The sequence below is a fragment of the Paenibacillus sp. SRL342 genome, from assembly GCF_984798905.1.
The window spans coordinates 1802523-1819936 of sequence record NZ_OZ481790.1; the positions used below are offsets into that span (position 1 = coordinate 1802523).

Here is a 17414-nt window from a genome sequence, read left to right on the forward strand (position 1 = left end):
CATATCTTCACACAAAATAAAGGGTGATGTAATGATGACAAGGCGATTAATACTGATTGAAGGATTACCGGGTTCAGGCAAGTCAACGGTTGCCAAGATGGTATCCGAAATTTTGATAGAACAAGGCAAGAAGGTACAACTATTTCAGGAAGGAAACCTGGATCACCCTGCTGATTACGAGGGCGTATCTTTTTATTATACAGGAGACTTCGAGGCTTTATTGAAAACGCATGAAGAATACAGAGAGATTCTGGAAAGTAATGCGATTGCCCATGATCAAGGTTTCCTGATTCCATACCGTAAGATGAAAGAGCAATGGGGAATAGAGCTTCCCGATCACATTGTACAGGATATTTTCAGCCGAGATATTTACGAAATTCCTTTTGAGCAAAATGTGAAGCTGATCACCGAGAAGTGGCAAGATTTCACCCAAAACGTGTTAAGCACGAATGATGACTGCATCACGATATTTGAGTGTTGTTTTATCCAGAATCCACTAACCATGGGTCTTGTCAAATGTAATCAATCCAAAGAGCAGAACGTTCAGTATGTATTGGAACTGGGGCGATTCATTCATGCTCTGAACCCGCTTCTCATCTATATCGACCAGAAAGATATATCCTATACATTCGATAAGGCGGTTAGTGAAAGACCAAAAGAATGGTCAGAGGGATTCATTAATTATTATACGAACCAGGGTTTGGGACAGGCACAGGGTTATCAGGGTGTTAAGGGTACGGTACAGGTTTTGCAGGAAAGAAAGAAGCTGGAGTCCGAAATCTATGGCTTACTTGAGATGGATAAGGTATGGCTGGATAATTCGGATTATGACCTCGAGGCTTGTAGGCGCAAACTAGAAAAGATTCTGTAATAACCTTAATGAAATACGAATACATACCGGAGGTCAGTTTTATGACATTTTATGAAGTAGCCCTAATTGCAACAACCGCAATCTTAATTATTATAGGTGTTCGAAGCAAACGGAAAGTAATTTTTAGATGGGGCATAGCCAGTTTAATTTTATTGCTCGTACTCATCATTCCCTCATTCATCATGGGATTCATGGACGGATTTGCTGATGGGTGGTCAGCGAGATGACCACTGCAGATAACAATAATGTATCGTATGAACAAAATAACAACAAATTCAACTTCCGTGTGGCAGGTATTGTGATGGATGCGGGAAGAGTTCTTTTGCATACGACTGAACAGGATGATTTCTGGAATCTGCCCGGAGGGCGGGTGGAATTGCACGAGACAACAGAAGCGGCTATTGTGCGAGAGATGGCGGAGGAACTGGGTGTTCATGTAGAAGCGCAAAGGCTCGCATTTGTTAGTGAAGATTTCTTTGAATATGATGGCCTGAAATATCATGAAGTTGGCTTTTATTATCTCATCACATTGCCGGAAGCCCATAAGCTCTATAATGAAATTGAATTCAAAGGTCTAGAGGATAACGGTAAGTTATTCTTCCGATGGTTTCCCTTGGACGAACTAGAGCAGATGGAAGTCTATCCTGTGTTTTTGAAAAAGGAACTGACTAATCTCCTTGATGCAAAAGGCATCAAACACTTCATTCAGAAATAGAGGGATAGGTGCCTATGGACATTACATTTATTCGTCATGGTCATGGCGAACACTTGGTAGATTACCCTAATCAATTAAATTGCCTGCACCCTGGCCTCACTGAATTGGGGAAAAGTCAGGTTATAGCGTTGCGTAAACAAGTGTTTTTTTCGCCTGAAGACGTCATTTTGATTAGTCCAACGAAACGTACTATTGAAACAGCACAACTCCTAACCTCTAACAAAAATCTTGCGTTCTTCAGCCCGCTGGTTGGCCCAAGAATGTTTCCTCAGAATCCAGAGTTTGTACCTTTCGTCTGCGATCAGATCTATTCCAAGGAAGAACTCAGCCATCAGTATACTGACATAAGAATGCTTGATTTGGGTTTTGATTGTTGGAAAGAAAGTATTAATCAGATGGATGCACATCGATTCAAGGAATTAGCTGAGCAGCTTCTTGAATGGTGCAGGCAACAGAGCGGCAATACGTTTATCATTTCACATGATGGTACGATATCGAACTACAGGATGTTACTCGGAGAAAAAGGGTTAACCAAAAGTGATTTTCTTGGTGAAGCAGGGCAGTACACGATCAGGAACTTTTAACGATCTAAGGAGATCTCATCAATCTCTTCTACTACACATTACACAAGGCTTCTGTTTTGTAAGTGGTCTATAACTGTACTAAGGGGGACTTTCAATGAAGTTATCGGATTATGAATATTTAACTTTGGCTCTGGAAGAAGCAGAACAATCACTTATTGAAGGAACGTATCCGATTGGTGCGATAATCGTGGATGTGGATGGGAATGTCGTGAGTAAAGGCAGAAACCGAGTCTTCTCGGATTGCGATCCTACAGCACATGCTGAGGTGGATGCCATTCGTCGGGCAGGAAAACATTTGCTGGATGTAGACAAGAAGAGATTCATGAAGAAGAAAGAACTGACGCTCTATACTACCTGTGAACCTTGTCCTATGTGTTCTTGTACCATATTAATGTCGGGTATTAAAAAGATTGTATGGGCAGCGGATGATGAAGAATATGGCGGGCTTCGACGTTTCAAGGAAGGACCTCATTTTATCCATATGTTTGACACGTTATCCTGTGTTGCAGCACCCTATCTTGATCTGGAAAACAGACAGAGAGCTTTGCTCGCCAAATGGAACATTGGTAGAGGTTTGCTTGATACAGAATGGGAGATTCCTAAACAATGATCTTTTTATAAAGGGGATGTTCGTATGTCTCAAAACAAATATGTTCAAGCCGCTATTAATGCAGTTCATTACGTAGAGACCAAGAAATTTGGTAACCCAGTTGAGGCTTGGAGTTTTGCAACTGGAGAGTTATTCGGTGAGGGAAGTTGGGGACAACGGAAAGGCTGTCCCAGAACTGCTTTTCTAGGTCTGTGTGAGGATGGTTATGTCAGAGGTATTCCCCAAGGGAGATATAATCATAGAGAGAACTCGTTAAATAAAAGATATGCCATTAACACGGTTAAATTATTTTATAAGAACTCTAGTATGGTTCATGAAGATAGTAAGAGATTGTGGTCAGCAGTCACTGAGGGCAAAGTGATTAAGTCAAACTATCAGGTCGATATTGTTAAAGGACTATGGGGAAAAGGAATGATCCTTACAGAAAGGAGATGAATTCACATGGAATTCGTGGGAGAGAAGGTAAGAATAACATCAGTCACAGAACAGGACCTCGACTTCATATGTCAACTTGAATGTGACACAAATATATGGAGCTTTGAGGAAACTGTTGAAACGGATGAGGAAAAGGTCCGTGAGAAATATCGCAGCCATTTTGCTCTCGCAGATGAGAAACCATATGCCTATGATTTCGTTATACGCCGCATAAATGATCCGGAAGATACCCCCATTGGTATAGTTCAGATGTGGAGTTATGTGGATTACCGCAAAAGTTGGGAACTTGGATTCGCTGTACTTTCGGAATATGCAGGGAGAGGATACGGGAGTGAAGCTACCCTTCTTTTGTTACAATTTGTATTTCAAGAGTTACAAGCTCATAAGGTCGTTGGCATGTGCAATTCACAAAATGTTCGCTCTGCCGCACTGATGCAGCATGTGGGTATGACACGGGAGGCCATCTTCCAGGAAGAGCTATGGTGGAACAATCAGTGGACCGACCAGTACTTTTTCTCGATTTTGGATAGAGAATTTAAGTCTGTCTAATAGGTACGGGAGGAAATAAGATGACTACGTTGGTTCTGTTAAGTGATTTGCTCTTCGAGTCTAATGATAAATTGGATCAGAGAATACGAAGCTTATTCGAAAGTGCACAGCCTTCCATCGGATATATCCCTTCGTGCTCCGATCCGGAGCGAAAGTATTTTGAACACACTAGACGTTACTATAATAAATTAGGAGTAGATAACATTCAATATTATGATCTTGATCTGGAGTATGAGGAGAGCACATTTGGCGCTATTTTCGAATGTGATGGGATTCATCTATCCGGCGGAAATACGTTTTATTTTCTAAGTTTATTACAGAAGAGAAATATGGTTGGTTTGCTGCGTTCCTATGTGAAGAGTGGCGGCATTCTGATTGGGGTCAGCGCAGGCAGTATTCTGACTACACCTACGATAGAGATAGCCGGGTATGGGGAAGATGCAGATGAAAATAAAGTGGGTTTGAATGATATAAAAGCGCTGGGGCTCGTTGATTTTGAGTTTGCACCGCACTGGGATGGTTCGGAAGACACCCTGAATTCATTAAGAGAGTATACCCGTGTTAATCGTACGGCTGTTTATGTGTGCCAAGATGGTGGCGGGCTTGTAATGGATGGTGAAAGCGTAGAGTTATATGGAAATGTGAGTCTCGTAGATTACAGAGAGAGTGGGTCTGTTGATGAGTAATATTACGGTCTATCATTATGATGCTTTCTCTACCGTTCCGGGTCAAGGTAACCCGGCAGGAGTGGTTTTTGATGCTGATCATTTCAGTGAGACGGAGATGCAGCAGATCGCTTATAAGGTTGGTTTTAATGAGACGGTATTTGTGTTGAACTCTGAAGTAGCTGACGTCAGACTACGTTATTTTACACCGGGGCATGAGATTAATCTGTGTGGTCATGCCACAATGGCATCACTGTATGGTTTGAAGACGCGTGGTATGTTAAGTGACAAAGAATTGATCACAATTGAAACCAATGTAGGTACATTACCCATACGATTTGAGCGCAATGCCGACACCATTTACATGGAAATGAAACAGGATCAGCCGCAGTTTATACCATTCCAGGGGGATATCGAGAAGCTGGTAAGCGCCATCAATCTCACTCTGAATGATGTTGACCTTTCCACGCCAATCGTTTATGGAAGTACAGGAACCTGGACGTTATTAATCCCGACTCGTGAACTGAACTCTTTTATGAAAATGAAACCGGATTCTTCCCTGTTCCCTGGAATTTTAATTGAGACTCCCAAAGCTTCCCTGCATCCCTTTTGTTTCGAAACCCGTGATTCCGATGCGATGATGCATGCCAGACATTTCTCTTCACCTTACTCTGGTACGACTGAAGATCCAGTGACTGGAACAGCCTCCGGGGTGATGGGTGCTTATTATTTAACCTATGTGAAACCGGAGATTGATGAGGTACAGTTTGTGGTAGAGCAAGGGCATGAGATTGGAAGAGATGGAAAGATTCAAGTGAGTGTGATTCGGGATGGTGAGGATATGGATGTCAGAATAAAGGGGACAGCTGTATTTGTGCGTGAACTGAACGTTGAATTGGACACCTGATCATATACCTAAAGGAGTTGATCTTGTTGAATGAAAAGACTGTTTTAGATAGCGTTACTCGTGTCTTGAAAGAAGAATTAACGGATGCCTTGGTGGGAATATATTTACACGGTTCTATGGCCATGGGATGCTTTCATCCAAATCAGAGTGATATCGATATATTGGTCGTTAGCCGGGAAAAGCGATCTGCCGACACTTATCGAAGGATTGCACAAAAGTTAATGCATATTGAAGATGAGATGCACATTACGAAAGGTTTTGAACTCAGTATTGTGCTGGAATCTACGATTGTAAGTATGGCATACCCTACTCCTTTCGAATTTCATTATTCTGCCTATCACCGGGAGAAATATCGAACGGAAGAGCAATATCTCTGTGGTGGATATGAAGATCCGGATCTGGTAGCACATATGGCTGTCATCTATGATCGAGGTATTGTGCTGGATGGTAAACCCATTAAGGATCTGTTCCAACCGGAAAATCGTGAACATATGATTGCCTCAATTACATCGGACGTGAGTTCAGCTATGGAAGAAATTGCGGACAACCCAGTCTACTATGTATTGAGTCTATCCCGGGTTCTTTTGTACGTGAAAGATTCAGTCATTCATTCCAAGCGAGAAGCAGGAGAATGGGCACTTACAAACCTTCCCACTAAATACAAGGAAGTCATCTCACAATGTCTTGCAAAGTACAATGGTGATTTGGAGAATGTGAATTTGAGTGAAGCCTTACTTCGGGAGTATGCGGAATATATGTTGAATCAGATCCAATTGAAGGGAGATTAACATTTTGCAAATTATTGATATTCGGCAGAAGCCGGACGTGCTGCAAGAAGCAGTACAGTATTTCTGGAAACAATGGGGCTCGGAATCAAGCTTCCATTTCTATCGGGATTGTATAGAGCGTTCTGTGGATACAGAGAGTGATGTACCAAGATTTTATGTGATGTTGGACGGAGACCGAATTATCGGTGGGTGCGCTTTGTTGCGAAGTGATCTGAATAGCAGGCAGGATCTTTTTCCCTGGTTTGCGTGTCTTCATGTTGATCCAGAATATCGGGGCCAGAATCTGGGTGGACAACTCCAGACCCATGCATTGAATGAGGTGAAAGCAAAAGGGTATGACAAGCTGTATTTGTGTACTGATCTGACCGATTATTATGAAAAAAATAACTGGGCCTATATCGGCAAAGGATATCTGCTTGATGATGAAGAGACGAGAATCTATGAATATAAGATTTAATAGAGGTTACACACGCTTTAGGGCGTTGTCTTGAATTCGGGAGGAATGAATCTATGATTACCGAGATTAATAAACATGAATTCCATAAAGTAAAACATCTCACGGACTCGTGTCAGAATATTGAAGTCAAGGCGGTGGCGTCTGGCTTGAACCCGGGACGGATCTATGTAGATGATGCAGAGAATATCACAGCAGCACTAATTTGGATACATGGACAGTCCGGTTTTCAGTTGATCGGCGACTCTCGAAGTGAGCCCTTTCTGAATGAATTGAAAGAGTACATGCGGGAACGTATTGAACCTGAGTTATTGGACTTACATATGCATGCTGTTGAAATTGGTGTGGTGGACGAAGCCTGGGAAGATGTTCTTCGGCACATCTCCGGGAAAAGAGAGATTTCCAGTGATATTCAACATGTATTCAAATTGAATCCAGATTCGATAAGTCATCAAGTACCTCTCGACATATGTGCTTCACAGGACGAGGAAGTCAGAATTCTCAGGATAGATGAAGTACTATTAGGAGAGAAAAGATATAACAATTCTCAATTCCTGAAGGATAAAATCTCTTACTTCTGGACGACAATAGATGATTTTTTACAACATGGATTTGGCTATATTGCAGTGCATAACGATGATATCGCGTGTGTTTGCCTTTCGGCATTTATCGCAGATCAGACACATGCAGTTGATATTGAAACGGTTGAAGTCTACAGAAGAAGGAATTATGGTGCGAAGGTGGCAAAAGCTTTTGTGGAAGAATGCGGTCGTGTAGGCATACATCCGTATTGGGATTGTTCACCGGACAATGCAGGCTCAATTCATCTGGCACAAGGCATGGGGATGTCACTCGATTTTAACTATAAAGTCTACTGGTATGACCTCTCTATATAGATTGTGAATCGGAAAAATGAAGGAGGATGTGCTATGAGCGACTCATTACAGGATCAGATTCACTTTCTCATTGAGATTGATAAACTCAAAACGATTGAACGAAAGACGAGAATTATGCATGGTGAGAGACTTGAAAATGATGCGGAGCATTCCTGGCATCTGGCGATGATGGCTTTGGTTTTGCAGAGTCATGCCAACAAGGATGTGGATATCCTCAAAGTCATTAAGATGCTTCTCGTTCATGATCTGGTCGAGATTGATGCCGGAGATACATTCGCTTACGATACGGTGGGACACACGGATAAATACGATCGTGAACTCCAGGCGGCTCATCGGCTGTTTGGTATGTTGCCTAAGGAACAGGCTGAAGAACTACTCCAATTATGGTTAGAGTTTGAAGCAAAGCAGACTCCTGAAGCACAATTTGCCTCATCTCTTGATCGGTTGCAGCCTCTGATCCACAATCATCAGAATGAGGGAGATACGTGGCAGAAATATAACATTACAAGTGATCAGGTGTTAAACAGAAACCGTGAGATTGCAAACGGTTCCGAAACATTGTGGGAGTATGCGGAGCAGCTTATTCAGAAATCTGTGGACCAGGGAATCTTGACCAAATCATAAGGATACGTTTAATCGTATGTACTTTGAAGAAGGAGGAGCATGATGACAGAGGATTTTTATTGTGATGAAGTGCTCAGTGGTAAAACAAAAGTAAATATTGTTTGGGAAACAGATCAAGTATTAGCCTATCACCATACCCGACCATACTACGAACACCATATCGTGGTAATTCCCAAGATTCATATCCGGTCATTCATTTCCCAAGAAGCAGAGAATAATGATGAACTTTTATTGGAAATGATGCGTGTCATTAAAAAGATTGCTGCTGACATGGTGAACCAGACAGGCTCGTCGAAGATTATAACTAACTTGGGCAACTATCAAGACTCGAAGCATCAACATTGGCATATAGTCAGTGGTGAACGAACTTAGGAAACTGTATACCGGATTATAAATCTCCCACCTTCTCACACGGGTATGGAAGGTTTTTTTTATTTTTAATTATAAGTACTCTAAATGCCCTTACATCTACCAGAAAAGTTAACTGAGGAAAAATATGCTAGAATAGGGAGTGATAATTTAATAGACTAATTAGGAGGAATAATGATGATGTTTGGTTCTATCATTACAATATTCGCAATGTTGATTAATGTGTTGTTATATGGACTGGGCGTGTATGCGCTGATCCTGTTTATTAAGCTAGCCCGACGTGGGATTCAGGCACTGGATATCTACCTGTATGAGAAACGCGGAGAGCATTTCTAACGTTCAGCATCTCATACTCGAACAGAATTATCATTTTTCTCTCAGTGTTTTATCTTTTCTATTCTAGTATGATTAACGCATCAATCCAGTAAAGAGAGGTTAATGATATGGATGCTTTTTTAGAGCAAATTAACGAGTTAAACGAGCTTCAGAAAGACTTGGTTAGTCTACATCCTTTGTTTGCAGAACATTATCCAGTAGTTGTAGCCTATGAAGCTTTATTATATATCTATGATTATTCGTCCAAAACGCAGCAATATGAGTGGGTGAAGACGGTACCGGACGATTTATATATTCCAGATGAGTGCCTTGCGGCAATGCCGGTGCATCATATGAACGGACGAATGTGTGCGATTGTAACGGATGCAGCGTTCAAAGATCTGGAGCAGAAAGTCTATCTATTCCATGAATATGTTCATTGTTATGTATATGAGAAATATGATGAACGGATCGTCAACCGTCTTCAGATTAAGCATAAAATGGACCAACTGAAGCGTGTGACATGGGAACTGGATTATGAGTTTCCCTATGAAAATGAAGTCGTTGTGGAACGGATTAACTCATTGTTGTCTGCTTTGAAGAGTAAAGACCTGATACAAGTACACACAGCCAGAAAGGCGTTGTTCACTTCATTAAATGAAGAACAAGCCGAGTACTGGAGCTGGTTGGAGTGGAACGAGGGTTACGCTCGTTATATTGAGAATCTGATTCGGGCAAAATTTGGGCAGGAAAGCAATCATTTTGGAGATACAGCTCCGTTTAACCGCTTGATGTTCTATGAATGTGGGTCGGAATATATTAGTCTGCTTGTGAAGGAGCACCCGGAGTACCATACGGATCTGGAGCAGCTGTTTGACCGCATGCAAGTGGAGAGAGTTCAGGGATAATCACGCATCTACGGTGAAAAAGGATGGAACCTAGCGAAGTCTCACTATTCCAGTGATCTGTACGTTGCACCAGTAGGTTATATCGTTTCTTTTTACTAAGTATAGTAGAATACTTCCCGATAAAAGGAGATTAACTCTATGCCGTTACCTATGGTTCATCTCAATATTGCTAATCTGATTGCAGACTCGCTGCAAATGCAGACTGATCGAGGTTCATTCTATCTGGGGAATATCGCCCCGGATTCCATACATATGCGTGAAGGTACAACCAGAGATGATAAGGAGTACACCCATTTCAACCCGAAAGATGATGGAGATTACGTTGGTGAATTGAAGGATCTTTACTCATTCTATATGCACCAACTTACCGATGAAGGATGGAAGTGGTTTGTGCGAGGATACTTTATGCTTGTGCTAACAGACTATTACTGGTTCCGTAGTGTGCATCCCGAATTCGTCGAACGGGTCAACAAGGTAGACCAACATACAGGCAGTAGCAGATCGAAGGATGAACTAGCGCGTTTATATTACCAGGAGACGGACCAGATCGATTTTAATCTCTATCAAGGTTCAAGTTGGAGCGAAGAGGTATGGCAGGTGCTCAACAGTTCACCGGGTTATGACATGACGGATCGTTTAACTGCTGATGAGATTGTACGCTGGCGGGACCACACGTTTTCTTTTCTTAATGGGGAAGAACCGGGAATTACTCCTGAGTTCATCACGGGTGAGAGAGTTCAGGTATTTGTGGAAGAGACCTTAGAGCGACTGATCGCTTTGTTGTCTTCATGGGACCCGGAGTTACGTAACTTGATATGAATATAAATAGTTAGTGCAGTTGAGTCATTATATACTGTATTTATTACTTCTCTACTCATTACTAGTTTATTTAATACTAAGTCAGGGAGGCGTGCAGTATGGTGAAATATGTAGGAGTGTTGCTCGTATGTGTCATTGCCGCATTCATTGCAGGGTGCAGTAAACCGAATGAATCGAACGCGGAAGAGGGGCTTCCTGTGCTGATCACCTTAACCTGTAATCCAAACCTCACTTTGGAACCATGCCAAGATGTTAAGTTTGATCGATCTGACGAGATACGGATCATGATGGAGGCCATACATAAGGCTGAGCGTATGCCCGGCATTCTCGATTATGGTACACAGTACGACCTGAGCATAACCAATGTGGATGGCTCGATAACACGGTATGATTTTTCATTAGGAATGGATCCCAAGATGCAAGGCGTGTTAGTAAACCATGAAGACACGCACACTGGATATAGCATTCCTCTTGAGGATTCGAATCAAATAAGAAGACTGATTCAGCGACGTACAGATTAAGAAGGTAAATGGAACGGAGAAGAACCTGTGGATGACAAAATTACCATTGAACCTTTGACGCGATCGGATGCAGATGGAGTGTATCAGGTGTTCGAGACAACCATTCCCTCAGCATTTGATAAGGAGGGGATTGGCTCGCTTCTGGATGATATTCAGGATGAAATAGCACAGAAAAAAGCGATGATTCACAAGGCATTGCAAGCAAAGGACAACATAGAACCAAGTGTATTTTTCCTCGTCGCCAAAATGGGAGATGTTATTGTAGGCACAATCTCGTATGGACCGTGTGGTAAGGAGATTCGAGAATGTACAGAGGGTCGGCTAAACGGTATCGGAGAACTGGGTAGCCTGTATGTGTTGCCCGAGGTTCAAGGACAGGGGGTTGGTTCGGCGCTGATTCTCGCCCTGGTTACTGAACTGCAGCGGCTGGGAATTGAGCAATTCTGCCTGGATAGCGGTTACCAGATCGCACAGAAAAAGTGGCAACGCAAATTCGGTGAACCCTATGTGGTGGCGAAGAACTACTGGGGCGAAGGAACTGACCATATGGTATGGCTGTGTGAAGTACAGGATTTTATAGTAAAATGAATGAACAAAAGAGATGACGACCTGTATTGTATAGGGGTCATCTCTTTATTTTTTTGCATCGATCGTGGACGATTATTCGTACAGTGTATCATGTGTGTTTTTATGTACCCGAGGAAAAGGAGTGAACATATGTCAATACAGTGGAATATACCCGAGCAGAGGCTTTCCCCTTATGCGGTAAACTTGTGGAGAATTAGCGCCATCATATGGAATGTAATAGGCTTTCTGATCCTTGCCGTACTGTTAATACTCGACTCCATCTATGGATGGAAGACGTGGATTGGTTGGATCTTGTGGGGCGTTACAGCCATATCTGTGCTCTACGCGGTGTGGGATATTTTGATCCAGCCGACATGGTTATACAAGCATTGGTACTATGATGTGAATGAGGAGTTCCTGCAACTGAAGCGTGGGGCGCTAACCAAGGTACATCAGATCATCCCCATGGCAAAAGTGCAATCGGTTACAACAAATCAGGGACCTTTGATGCGAAAATATGGACTCTATTCCGTATCGGTTGGCACGATGGGTTCATCGCATGAAATCCCGGCATTGCCAGAGGAAGTCGCGCTTGCACTCCGTCATCAGATTGCATCCTATGCGCGGATTAATGAGGTGGATGAATGATCGATCTGAAGCGACATCATCCATTAACCATGCTGTGGAGTCTGTGGAAACTGGTGAAGAATTCGTTCGCCATCGTCCTGTTTTTGTTTGTTTTCCGTCAGGGATCAGAGTCCCCATGGCTTTTCTATGGAAGGATCGCCTTTTATGCGGGGATTTCCATCGGCATTGTGTCGATCATCTGGAAGTGGTTTACTTCTCGTTATACAGCAGACGTTAAGGCTTTTCACATCTACAGTGGTGTGTTTAACCGTACCCGAAGAACGATACCTTATACGAAGGTCCAGAATGTGAATCGTCATACAACGCTGTTTCATCGGTTGTTCAGCGTGACGTCGATTCGATTCGAGACCGGAATTAAGGGAGAAGATGCTACCTTTCAGTTACACGTTGTTTCACTTTCCGAAGCGGAACAGCTGGAGAAAATTGTAGCAGGTCATATGGCTGAAGAAGCAGAAACAGCAGGGGCAGCAGAGGAACATGATACGTTGGATGCAGTTCAGGTTATGGAAGAGAGAGAGGCGCAATCCGAACCTTTTATAACTGTTGAAGCGATGTCTCTACCTGCAAAAGAAAAACAGGAACGGATTGTTCATTATCACTCCACCCGCAAGGACATATTCAAAGCATCCTTTACCTCGCTTAGTTTTCTCGTACTGATTCCGGTCTTGGCTACGCTTTATTCCTGGGTGAAGGACTTCTTCCCTGATGAAGAAGTAACGGAAAGTTTGTTATTAACCTGGCTTGATTCCTGGTGGATTGCCGGTTTGATGATTTTAGTTTTATTGATTATATCTATTGCTCTGGGCATAGTCAGAACCTTCGTAAAATATGGGAATTTCCAGATCACCTCGGATGCCAAGCGGATCTATATCTCGAAGGGCATGATGGAGCAAACGTCATTTTCAATCCTGAAAGAACGAGTACAGGCCGTGAAAATTACACAGTCTCCGATGAAAAGGCTGCTTGGACTGGCGGAAGTAGAACTGACGACTGCGGGTAGTCTGGGGGAATCCGAGCAGGAGGTGAATTCGCTTTATCCTTTCTTGCCTGTGAAGCAAGCCTATATCCTGATAAAGGAGATTCTACCATCCTATCGGGTCACACAGGAGATGGAAAAACTTCCGAAAATATCATTATGGTTGCGCCTGCTCAAACCAAGTTGGGGATGGATCATTATCACGGGTTTACTGTGGTACTTCAAACCAGTGGTGTTTGGGCAGAAACATGCCTGGTGGATGATTTCCGCGATTCTGCTCGTGTGGATTGGAACATGCAGAGTGATGGACTTTTTCCATACCCGATACATTCTGCACCAGAATTTCATTCAACTTCGAACCGGAGCGCTCACTTCAACACTCTTCATCTCCAAACGTGAGAAAGTCATCGAAGTGCAGATCACCCGTAATGTGTTACAGCGTTGGTTCGGTGTGGCTTCCATTCATACGGTAAACCGCGCCAAACCAGTACTGCATCATCGGGCACATGACATTTCCCTGGATACGGCCAAATCATTTCAATCATGGTACATGGGACGTACCCAAGATGTTCAGACCCGTTAATTGCAGAGCAAGTGCAGGAAGACCACATCAGGTTATTCTGTGCTTGCTCTTTTTAATTGAAAATAGAGGAGGAAGAGCAATTTGCTGAAAGCTGTGTTCTTTGATGTGGACGGTACATTGTTGAGCGAAATAGATCGGAGTTTATCACCGCGTACAGCTGAGTCGATCCGGGGATTGATTCGTAAAGGCGTTCGAGTCGTACTCGTCACAGGCAGGCCCTATAATTTATGCGAAGAATTCAGAAATCTCGGAATCGATACGATCATTTCGGCTAATGGAGCATTGATCAAAGCAGGTGATGAAGTGATACATAAGTCTGTACTTTCAGCACAGATGGTTAGAGCATTCAGTGAGTTTGCCGAGTTGCAGGGGCACAGTATTTCATATTTTACAGAGTCATTTGAGACAAACGGGTTGTGTACAGTAGATGGTCGTGTTGCTGAGGCGTTAAGAGATACACTTGGACTCATGGATTCCCCGCAGAAAATTAGCACGTTGGAACAGGACGTATATTGCATCTGTTTATATGCAGATGAAGCGGAGACGGAGAAATTCCAATCTAGATTTCCTTCTTTACGATTCGTGAGATTCCATCCGTATGTAGTGAATGTGCTGGAAGCGAGCGAAGTCAGCAAATCTATAGCCGCAGAGAAAGTTCTCGACTACCTGAAGATATCCAGAGAGGAAACAATGGCCTTTGGCGATGGGGAGAATGACGTGGATCTATTAGTGTATGCGGGAATCGGAATTGCGATGGGAAATGGCGGAGAACGAATTAAACAAAGCGCCGATTATGTCACCCTGCGGGCAAGTGAAGATGGAGTCACCCGTGCATTAAAGCAATTTAAGATTTTATGAGAATGGATCGGCTAAAAAGGTGGATTATATCCAAATTGTGGATTTTATTGTAGAATGATATAGCACGTATTAAGCCCTAAAGCATAGGGTGTTGATCGAAGGGTGACTTATGAAAAAGGTTGTTATCGTAATCCTGTCTCTTGTCGTACTTGTTGGTGTATCCTCGTCCGCTTATGCTCATCCAGGCAGACTGGATAAGAATGGTGGACATAATTGTTCAGCCAAATCCAAACAAAAGGGTCTGTGCACGGGTTATCACTATCACAAAAAGAAAAAATGAGAATGAGCTTTACAAGATAAACCCGGCCATCGTTCAATGTATGGTTGGGTTTGCATGTGTACCATTGATTTAAAATGATGGAGGCGGTTACACCATGCGGATACAGGAGATATCGGTATGGAATTATGAAGAGTTAGTGGCGATGCTCGCCGAAAGCTCCAATGAGGGGTTCAGACATATCGAGCGATTAATCCATGAATATGAGACAGGAATCAATACATTCCAGCAAGAAGATGAAGCGCTTTTTGAATGCAGAGTGCACGATAAGGTGGTTGGGATCTGCGGTTTGAACAGAGATCCTTATTCTGAAATGACTGATACCGGAAGGATTCGCAGGCTTTATGTGATGAGAGAATTTCGAAGACATGGGGTTGGGCGCAGGCTGATGGATGCGGTTATTCAAAAAGCGGGAAATCATTACGCTCGACTGGTTCTGTACACGGATCAACCGGTTGCTGAATCTTTTTATCGCGACTTGGGATTTAGAGAAGTGACGAGTACGGAGAAGATAACGCATGTACTGGAATTGGGGGAGAAGGAAGATGGAGCATATTAAAGCGGTTATTTTTGATTTGGATAATACAATTCTGAACAGAACGATGACCTTTGGCGGCTTCACGCAGCGTTTAATCAAGACCTATTTTGGTCACCTGGAGTCAACCGAAGATATAAGCAAGCGAATTATTGAACTCGACCAGGATGGTTATAAGGACAAACCCCTTCTGTTCAACGAGTTGTTGAATGAATTGCCTTGGGCAGAGTATCCGCCACATGCAGAACTGATGGAGTTCTATGGCAGAGAGTATGTGCGAAGTTCAGTTCTGATGGAACAAGCGCGAGAAGTCGTTCAGCATCTGCGGGGGAAATATCAAACCGGGTTAATTACCAATGGGCAGACCGATATTCAGTATGGAAAAATCGATCAACTCGGTATCCGGGAGGATTACGACCATATTATTGTTTCAGAAGAGGCAGGAGTCAAAAAGCCCGATCCACGCATATTTCAGCTTGCGCTCGATCATTTCGGTCTAAGCCCAGAGCAATGCATCTACATTGGCGATCATCCGGTGAACGATATTCAAGGAGCGGCAAGCGTTGGCATGAGTACGATCTGGATGAAGGTTAACCAGCCGTGGCAGGACAGCATTATGACTGGTCCTTTACATACGATTGAACATCTAAGTGAGTTGAAGAAACTGCTTTAGAAGGCGGTTATATAGACGAGTAGACTCCTATAATCACAGTCTGGAAAGCGAGGAACATACATATGGAGATTAGACAGATGGCTACAGCGTTTTTGGGCAATGGCTCAGACATGCTGATGATGAAGAAGGCGGGCAGCAGATTATTTAACTTTGAATTTTGGGGTGGCATTGGCGGACATCTGGAACAAGGGGAACTGAACGCACCCATGGGCGCAAGCTATCGGGAGATTGAAGAAGAGACCGGGTTCAAGCAAGAGGATGTCGAACACTTTCGGCTTCGATATATTCTGTTGGAAGTTAACGGTGGTGAGATTTGGCAGCAGTTTGTATATTTCGGAGAGACCACGCATCGACATTTTGTACCCTCGGATGAAGGCGAGTTATTCTGGATACCGCTGGATGAGGTGCTGGACGTACATTTGTCTATTCTGATCAAAGCAACGCTCAGGCACTATTTACAACACCCGGGAGCAGAAGACATCTGGATTGGCAACGTTCAGAGCGGAACAGACCTAAAGGGCACTCCACAGGTAATATGGAACAGAATGCAGGAAACGAAATCATTTGAGCCAAAGGGGGTTATCAATAATGTTGAAATATAGAACTGAAAGAAAAAAATTGAGATGGATCAATTACCTGTTGATCACTGTACTGATTGCTATCATTCTTCCGAGTAGTCATGTAGAGGCAGGCAGCACGATTACAGTGAAAACGAAGGTCCAGTATTACAAAGGACAGCCATACATACATCTAACAGGTGGTAATAAATCTGTAACGGATAAGCTGAACAAGACATTTAAACTCCACGCAGTGAAAGCAGCTCGCCTGGACAAGGAAGAAAAGAAATCAAACAAAAATTATTTCTACATTACCATGGCCAGTGTAAAATACAATGCAAAAGAAAAGTTATCTGTGGTATATGAAGATCATGTGTACACTGGCGGAGCACATGGAATGGATGCAACAAAAACATATAACTATGATTTAAGAACGGGGAAAGAACTGAAGCTAAGCGAGTATGTTAAAGACGATACTCAGATGGAGAAGGTAGAGAAATCAATCTCCAACAGTCTATTAGCCATGTATAATGCAGGAGTTTCTATTTTTGAAGAAAATATTTATGATTTTCAGCTTGATCAAACATCTGAATTCTTTTTATATGATAAGGGGATCGTCATCCGATTCTACCCTTATGAGGTTGCACCCTACGCTAAAGGGTTTGTAGATATCAAAGTCCCGTTCAGTAAATTCAACCAATAGAGTTTTT

At 42.9% G+C, this 17414-nt stretch carries 26 protein-coding genes; all 26 read left to right on the forward strand.

The features are described from left to right. The first annotated feature begins 31 nt into the window (after positions 1-31). The 26 genes from AC4E8D_RS08200 (at position 32) to AC4E8D_RS08325 (ending at position 17407) form a co-directional block, all read left to right on the forward strand. Complete coding sequence (locus tag AC4E8D_RS08200) at positions 32-871, forward strand: adenylyl-sulfate kinase (RefSeq protein ID WP_260632878.1); 840 nt, start codon at positions 32-34, stop codon at positions 869-871. Between the two features lie 223 nt (positions 872-1094). Beyond that, positions 1095-1586: an NUDIX hydrolase gene (locus AC4E8D_RS08205; RefSeq protein ID WP_221822709.1), complete on the forward strand. Its 492-nt coding sequence runs from the start codon at positions 1095-1097 to the stop codon at positions 1584-1586. Between the two features lie 14 nt (positions 1587-1600). Continuing rightward, positions 1601-2170: a histidine phosphatase family protein gene (locus tag AC4E8D_RS08210; protein ID WP_221822711.1), complete on the forward strand. Its 570-nt coding sequence runs from the start codon at positions 1601-1603 to the stop codon at positions 2168-2170. Between the two features lie 94 nt (positions 2171-2264). After that, positions 2265-2780: a nucleoside deaminase gene (locus AC4E8D_RS08215; RefSeq protein WP_221822713.1), complete on the forward strand. Its 516-nt coding sequence runs from the start codon at positions 2265-2267 to the stop codon at positions 2778-2780. Positions 2781-2804: 24 nt separating this feature from the next. Next, positions 2805-3215: a DUF6979 family protein gene (locus AC4E8D_RS08220; protein ID WP_221822715.1), complete on the forward strand. Its 411-nt coding sequence runs from the start codon at positions 2805-2807 to the stop codon at positions 3213-3215. 6 nt (positions 3216-3221) lie between these two features. Beyond that, positions 3222-3764, forward strand: coding sequence for a GNAT family N-acetyltransferase (locus AC4E8D_RS08225; RefSeq protein WP_221822717.1), 543 nt, complete (start codon positions 3222-3224; stop codon positions 3762-3764). Positions 3765-3784: 20 nt separating this feature from the next. After that, positions 3785-4450 (forward strand): Type 1 glutamine amidotransferase-like domain-containing protein, encoded by a 666-nt coding sequence (locus AC4E8D_RS08230; RefSeq protein WP_221822719.1) that lies wholly within the window; start codon positions 3785-3787, stop codon positions 4448-4450. Continuing rightward, entirely contained in the window at positions 4443-5336 is an 894-nt protein-coding gene (locus AC4E8D_RS08235) for a PhzF family phenazine biosynthesis protein (RefSeq protein WP_221822721.1), read from the forward strand. Before AC4E8D_RS08230 ends, AC4E8D_RS08235 begins: the two co-directional genes overlap by 8 nt. 26 nt (positions 5337-5362) lie before the next feature. Further along, a complete protein-coding gene (locus tag AC4E8D_RS08240) occupies positions 5363-6124 on the forward strand; it encodes an aminoglycoside adenylyltransferase domain-containing protein (protein WP_221822722.1) in 762 nt (253 codons plus the stop codon). Positions 6125-6128: 4 nt separating this feature from the next. Beyond that, positions 6129-6581, forward strand: a complete 453-nt coding sequence (locus AC4E8D_RS08245) for a GNAT family N-acetyltransferase (protein WP_260632879.1) — start codon at positions 6129-6131, stop codon at positions 6579-6581. A gap of 53 nt (positions 6582-6634) precedes the next feature. Next, positions 6635-7474, forward strand: a complete 840-nt coding sequence (locus tag AC4E8D_RS08250; protein WP_221822725.1) for a GNAT family N-acetyltransferase — start codon at positions 6635-6637, stop codon at positions 7472-7474. Positions 7475-7507: 33 nt separating this feature from the next. Next, positions 7508-8098, forward strand: coding sequence for an HD domain-containing protein (locus AC4E8D_RS08255; RefSeq protein ID WP_339307499.1), 591 nt, complete (start codon positions 7508-7510; stop codon positions 8096-8098). Between the two features lie 39 nt (positions 8099-8137). Then, the gene (locus AC4E8D_RS08260) at positions 8138-8470 is read left to right on the forward strand and encodes an HIT family protein (RefSeq protein WP_221822730.1); all 333 of its coding nucleotides are present in this window, start codon (positions 8138-8140) and stop codon (positions 8468-8470) included. A 171-nt stretch (positions 8471-8641) separates the two neighbouring features. Continuing rightward, the gene (locus AC4E8D_RS08265) at positions 8642-8803 is read left to right on the forward strand and encodes a hypothetical protein (protein ID WP_221823555.1); all 162 of its coding nucleotides are present in this window, start codon (positions 8642-8644) and stop codon (positions 8801-8803) included. Between the two features lie 107 nt (positions 8804-8910). Continuing rightward, positions 8911-9690 (forward strand): hypothetical protein, encoded by a 780-nt coding sequence (locus AC4E8D_RS08270; protein WP_221822732.1) that lies wholly within the window; start codon positions 8911-8913, stop codon positions 9688-9690. A 138-nt stretch (positions 9691-9828) separates the two neighbouring features. Continuing rightward, positions 9829-10509, forward strand: a complete 681-nt coding sequence (locus tag AC4E8D_RS08275; RefSeq protein WP_221822735.1) for a protein kinase family protein — start codon at positions 9829-9831, stop codon at positions 10507-10509. 98 nt (positions 10510-10607) lie between these two features. After that, positions 10608-11030, forward strand: coding sequence for a YhfM domain-containing protein (locus AC4E8D_RS08280; protein ID WP_221822737.1), 423 nt, complete (start codon positions 10608-10610; stop codon positions 11028-11030). Positions 11031-11057: 27 nt separating this feature from the next. Next, positions 11058-11618: a GNAT family N-acetyltransferase gene (locus tag AC4E8D_RS08285; protein WP_221822739.1), complete on the forward strand. Its 561-nt coding sequence runs from the start codon at positions 11058-11060 to the stop codon at positions 11616-11618. 129 nt (positions 11619-11747) lie between these two features. Further along, positions 11748-12245 carry a PH domain-containing protein gene (locus AC4E8D_RS08290; RefSeq protein WP_221822741.1) on the forward strand — a complete coding sequence of 166 codons (498 nt, stop codon included), beginning with the start codon at positions 11748-11750 and terminating at the stop codon, positions 12243-12245. Continuing rightward, entirely contained in the window at positions 12242-13804 is a 1563-nt protein-coding gene (locus AC4E8D_RS08295; RefSeq protein ID WP_490206066.1) for a PH domain-containing protein, read from the forward strand. Before AC4E8D_RS08290 ends, AC4E8D_RS08295 begins: the two co-directional genes overlap by 4 nt. Before the next feature lie 81 nt (positions 13805-13885). After that, the gene (locus AC4E8D_RS08300; RefSeq protein WP_490206067.1) at positions 13886-14662 is read left to right on the forward strand and encodes a Cof-type HAD-IIB family hydrolase; all 777 of its coding nucleotides are present in this window, start codon (positions 13886-13888) and stop codon (positions 14660-14662) included. A 109-nt stretch (positions 14663-14771) separates the two neighbouring features. After that, positions 14772-14942 carry a YHYH domain-containing protein gene (locus AC4E8D_RS08305; protein ID WP_094030640.1) on the forward strand — a complete coding sequence of 57 codons (171 nt, stop codon included), beginning with the start codon at positions 14772-14774 and terminating at the stop codon, positions 14940-14942. A gap of 94 nt (positions 14943-15036) precedes the next feature. Next, the gene (locus AC4E8D_RS08310) at positions 15037-15498 is read left to right on the forward strand and encodes a GNAT family N-acetyltransferase (protein ID WP_490206068.1); all 462 of its coding nucleotides are present in this window, start codon (positions 15037-15039) and stop codon (positions 15496-15498) included. After that, positions 15485-16147, forward strand: coding sequence for an HAD family hydrolase (locus AC4E8D_RS08315; protein ID WP_490206069.1), 663 nt, complete (start codon positions 15485-15487; stop codon positions 16145-16147). Before AC4E8D_RS08310 ends, AC4E8D_RS08315 begins: the two co-directional genes overlap by 14 nt. A gap of 62 nt (positions 16148-16209) precedes the next feature. After that, on the forward strand, positions 16210-16749 hold the full coding sequence (locus AC4E8D_RS08320; protein ID WP_490206070.1) for an NUDIX domain-containing protein: 540 nt from the start codon (positions 16210-16212) through the stop codon (positions 16747-16749). Next, positions 16736-17407 carry a DUF3298 and DUF4163 domain-containing protein gene (locus AC4E8D_RS08325; protein ID WP_490206071.1) on the forward strand — a complete coding sequence of 224 codons (672 nt, stop codon included), beginning with the start codon at positions 16736-16738 and terminating at the stop codon, positions 17405-17407. The genes AC4E8D_RS08320 and AC4E8D_RS08325 overlap by 14 nt, the downstream gene beginning before the upstream one ends. The last annotated feature ends 7 nt before the right edge of the window (positions 17408-17414 follow it).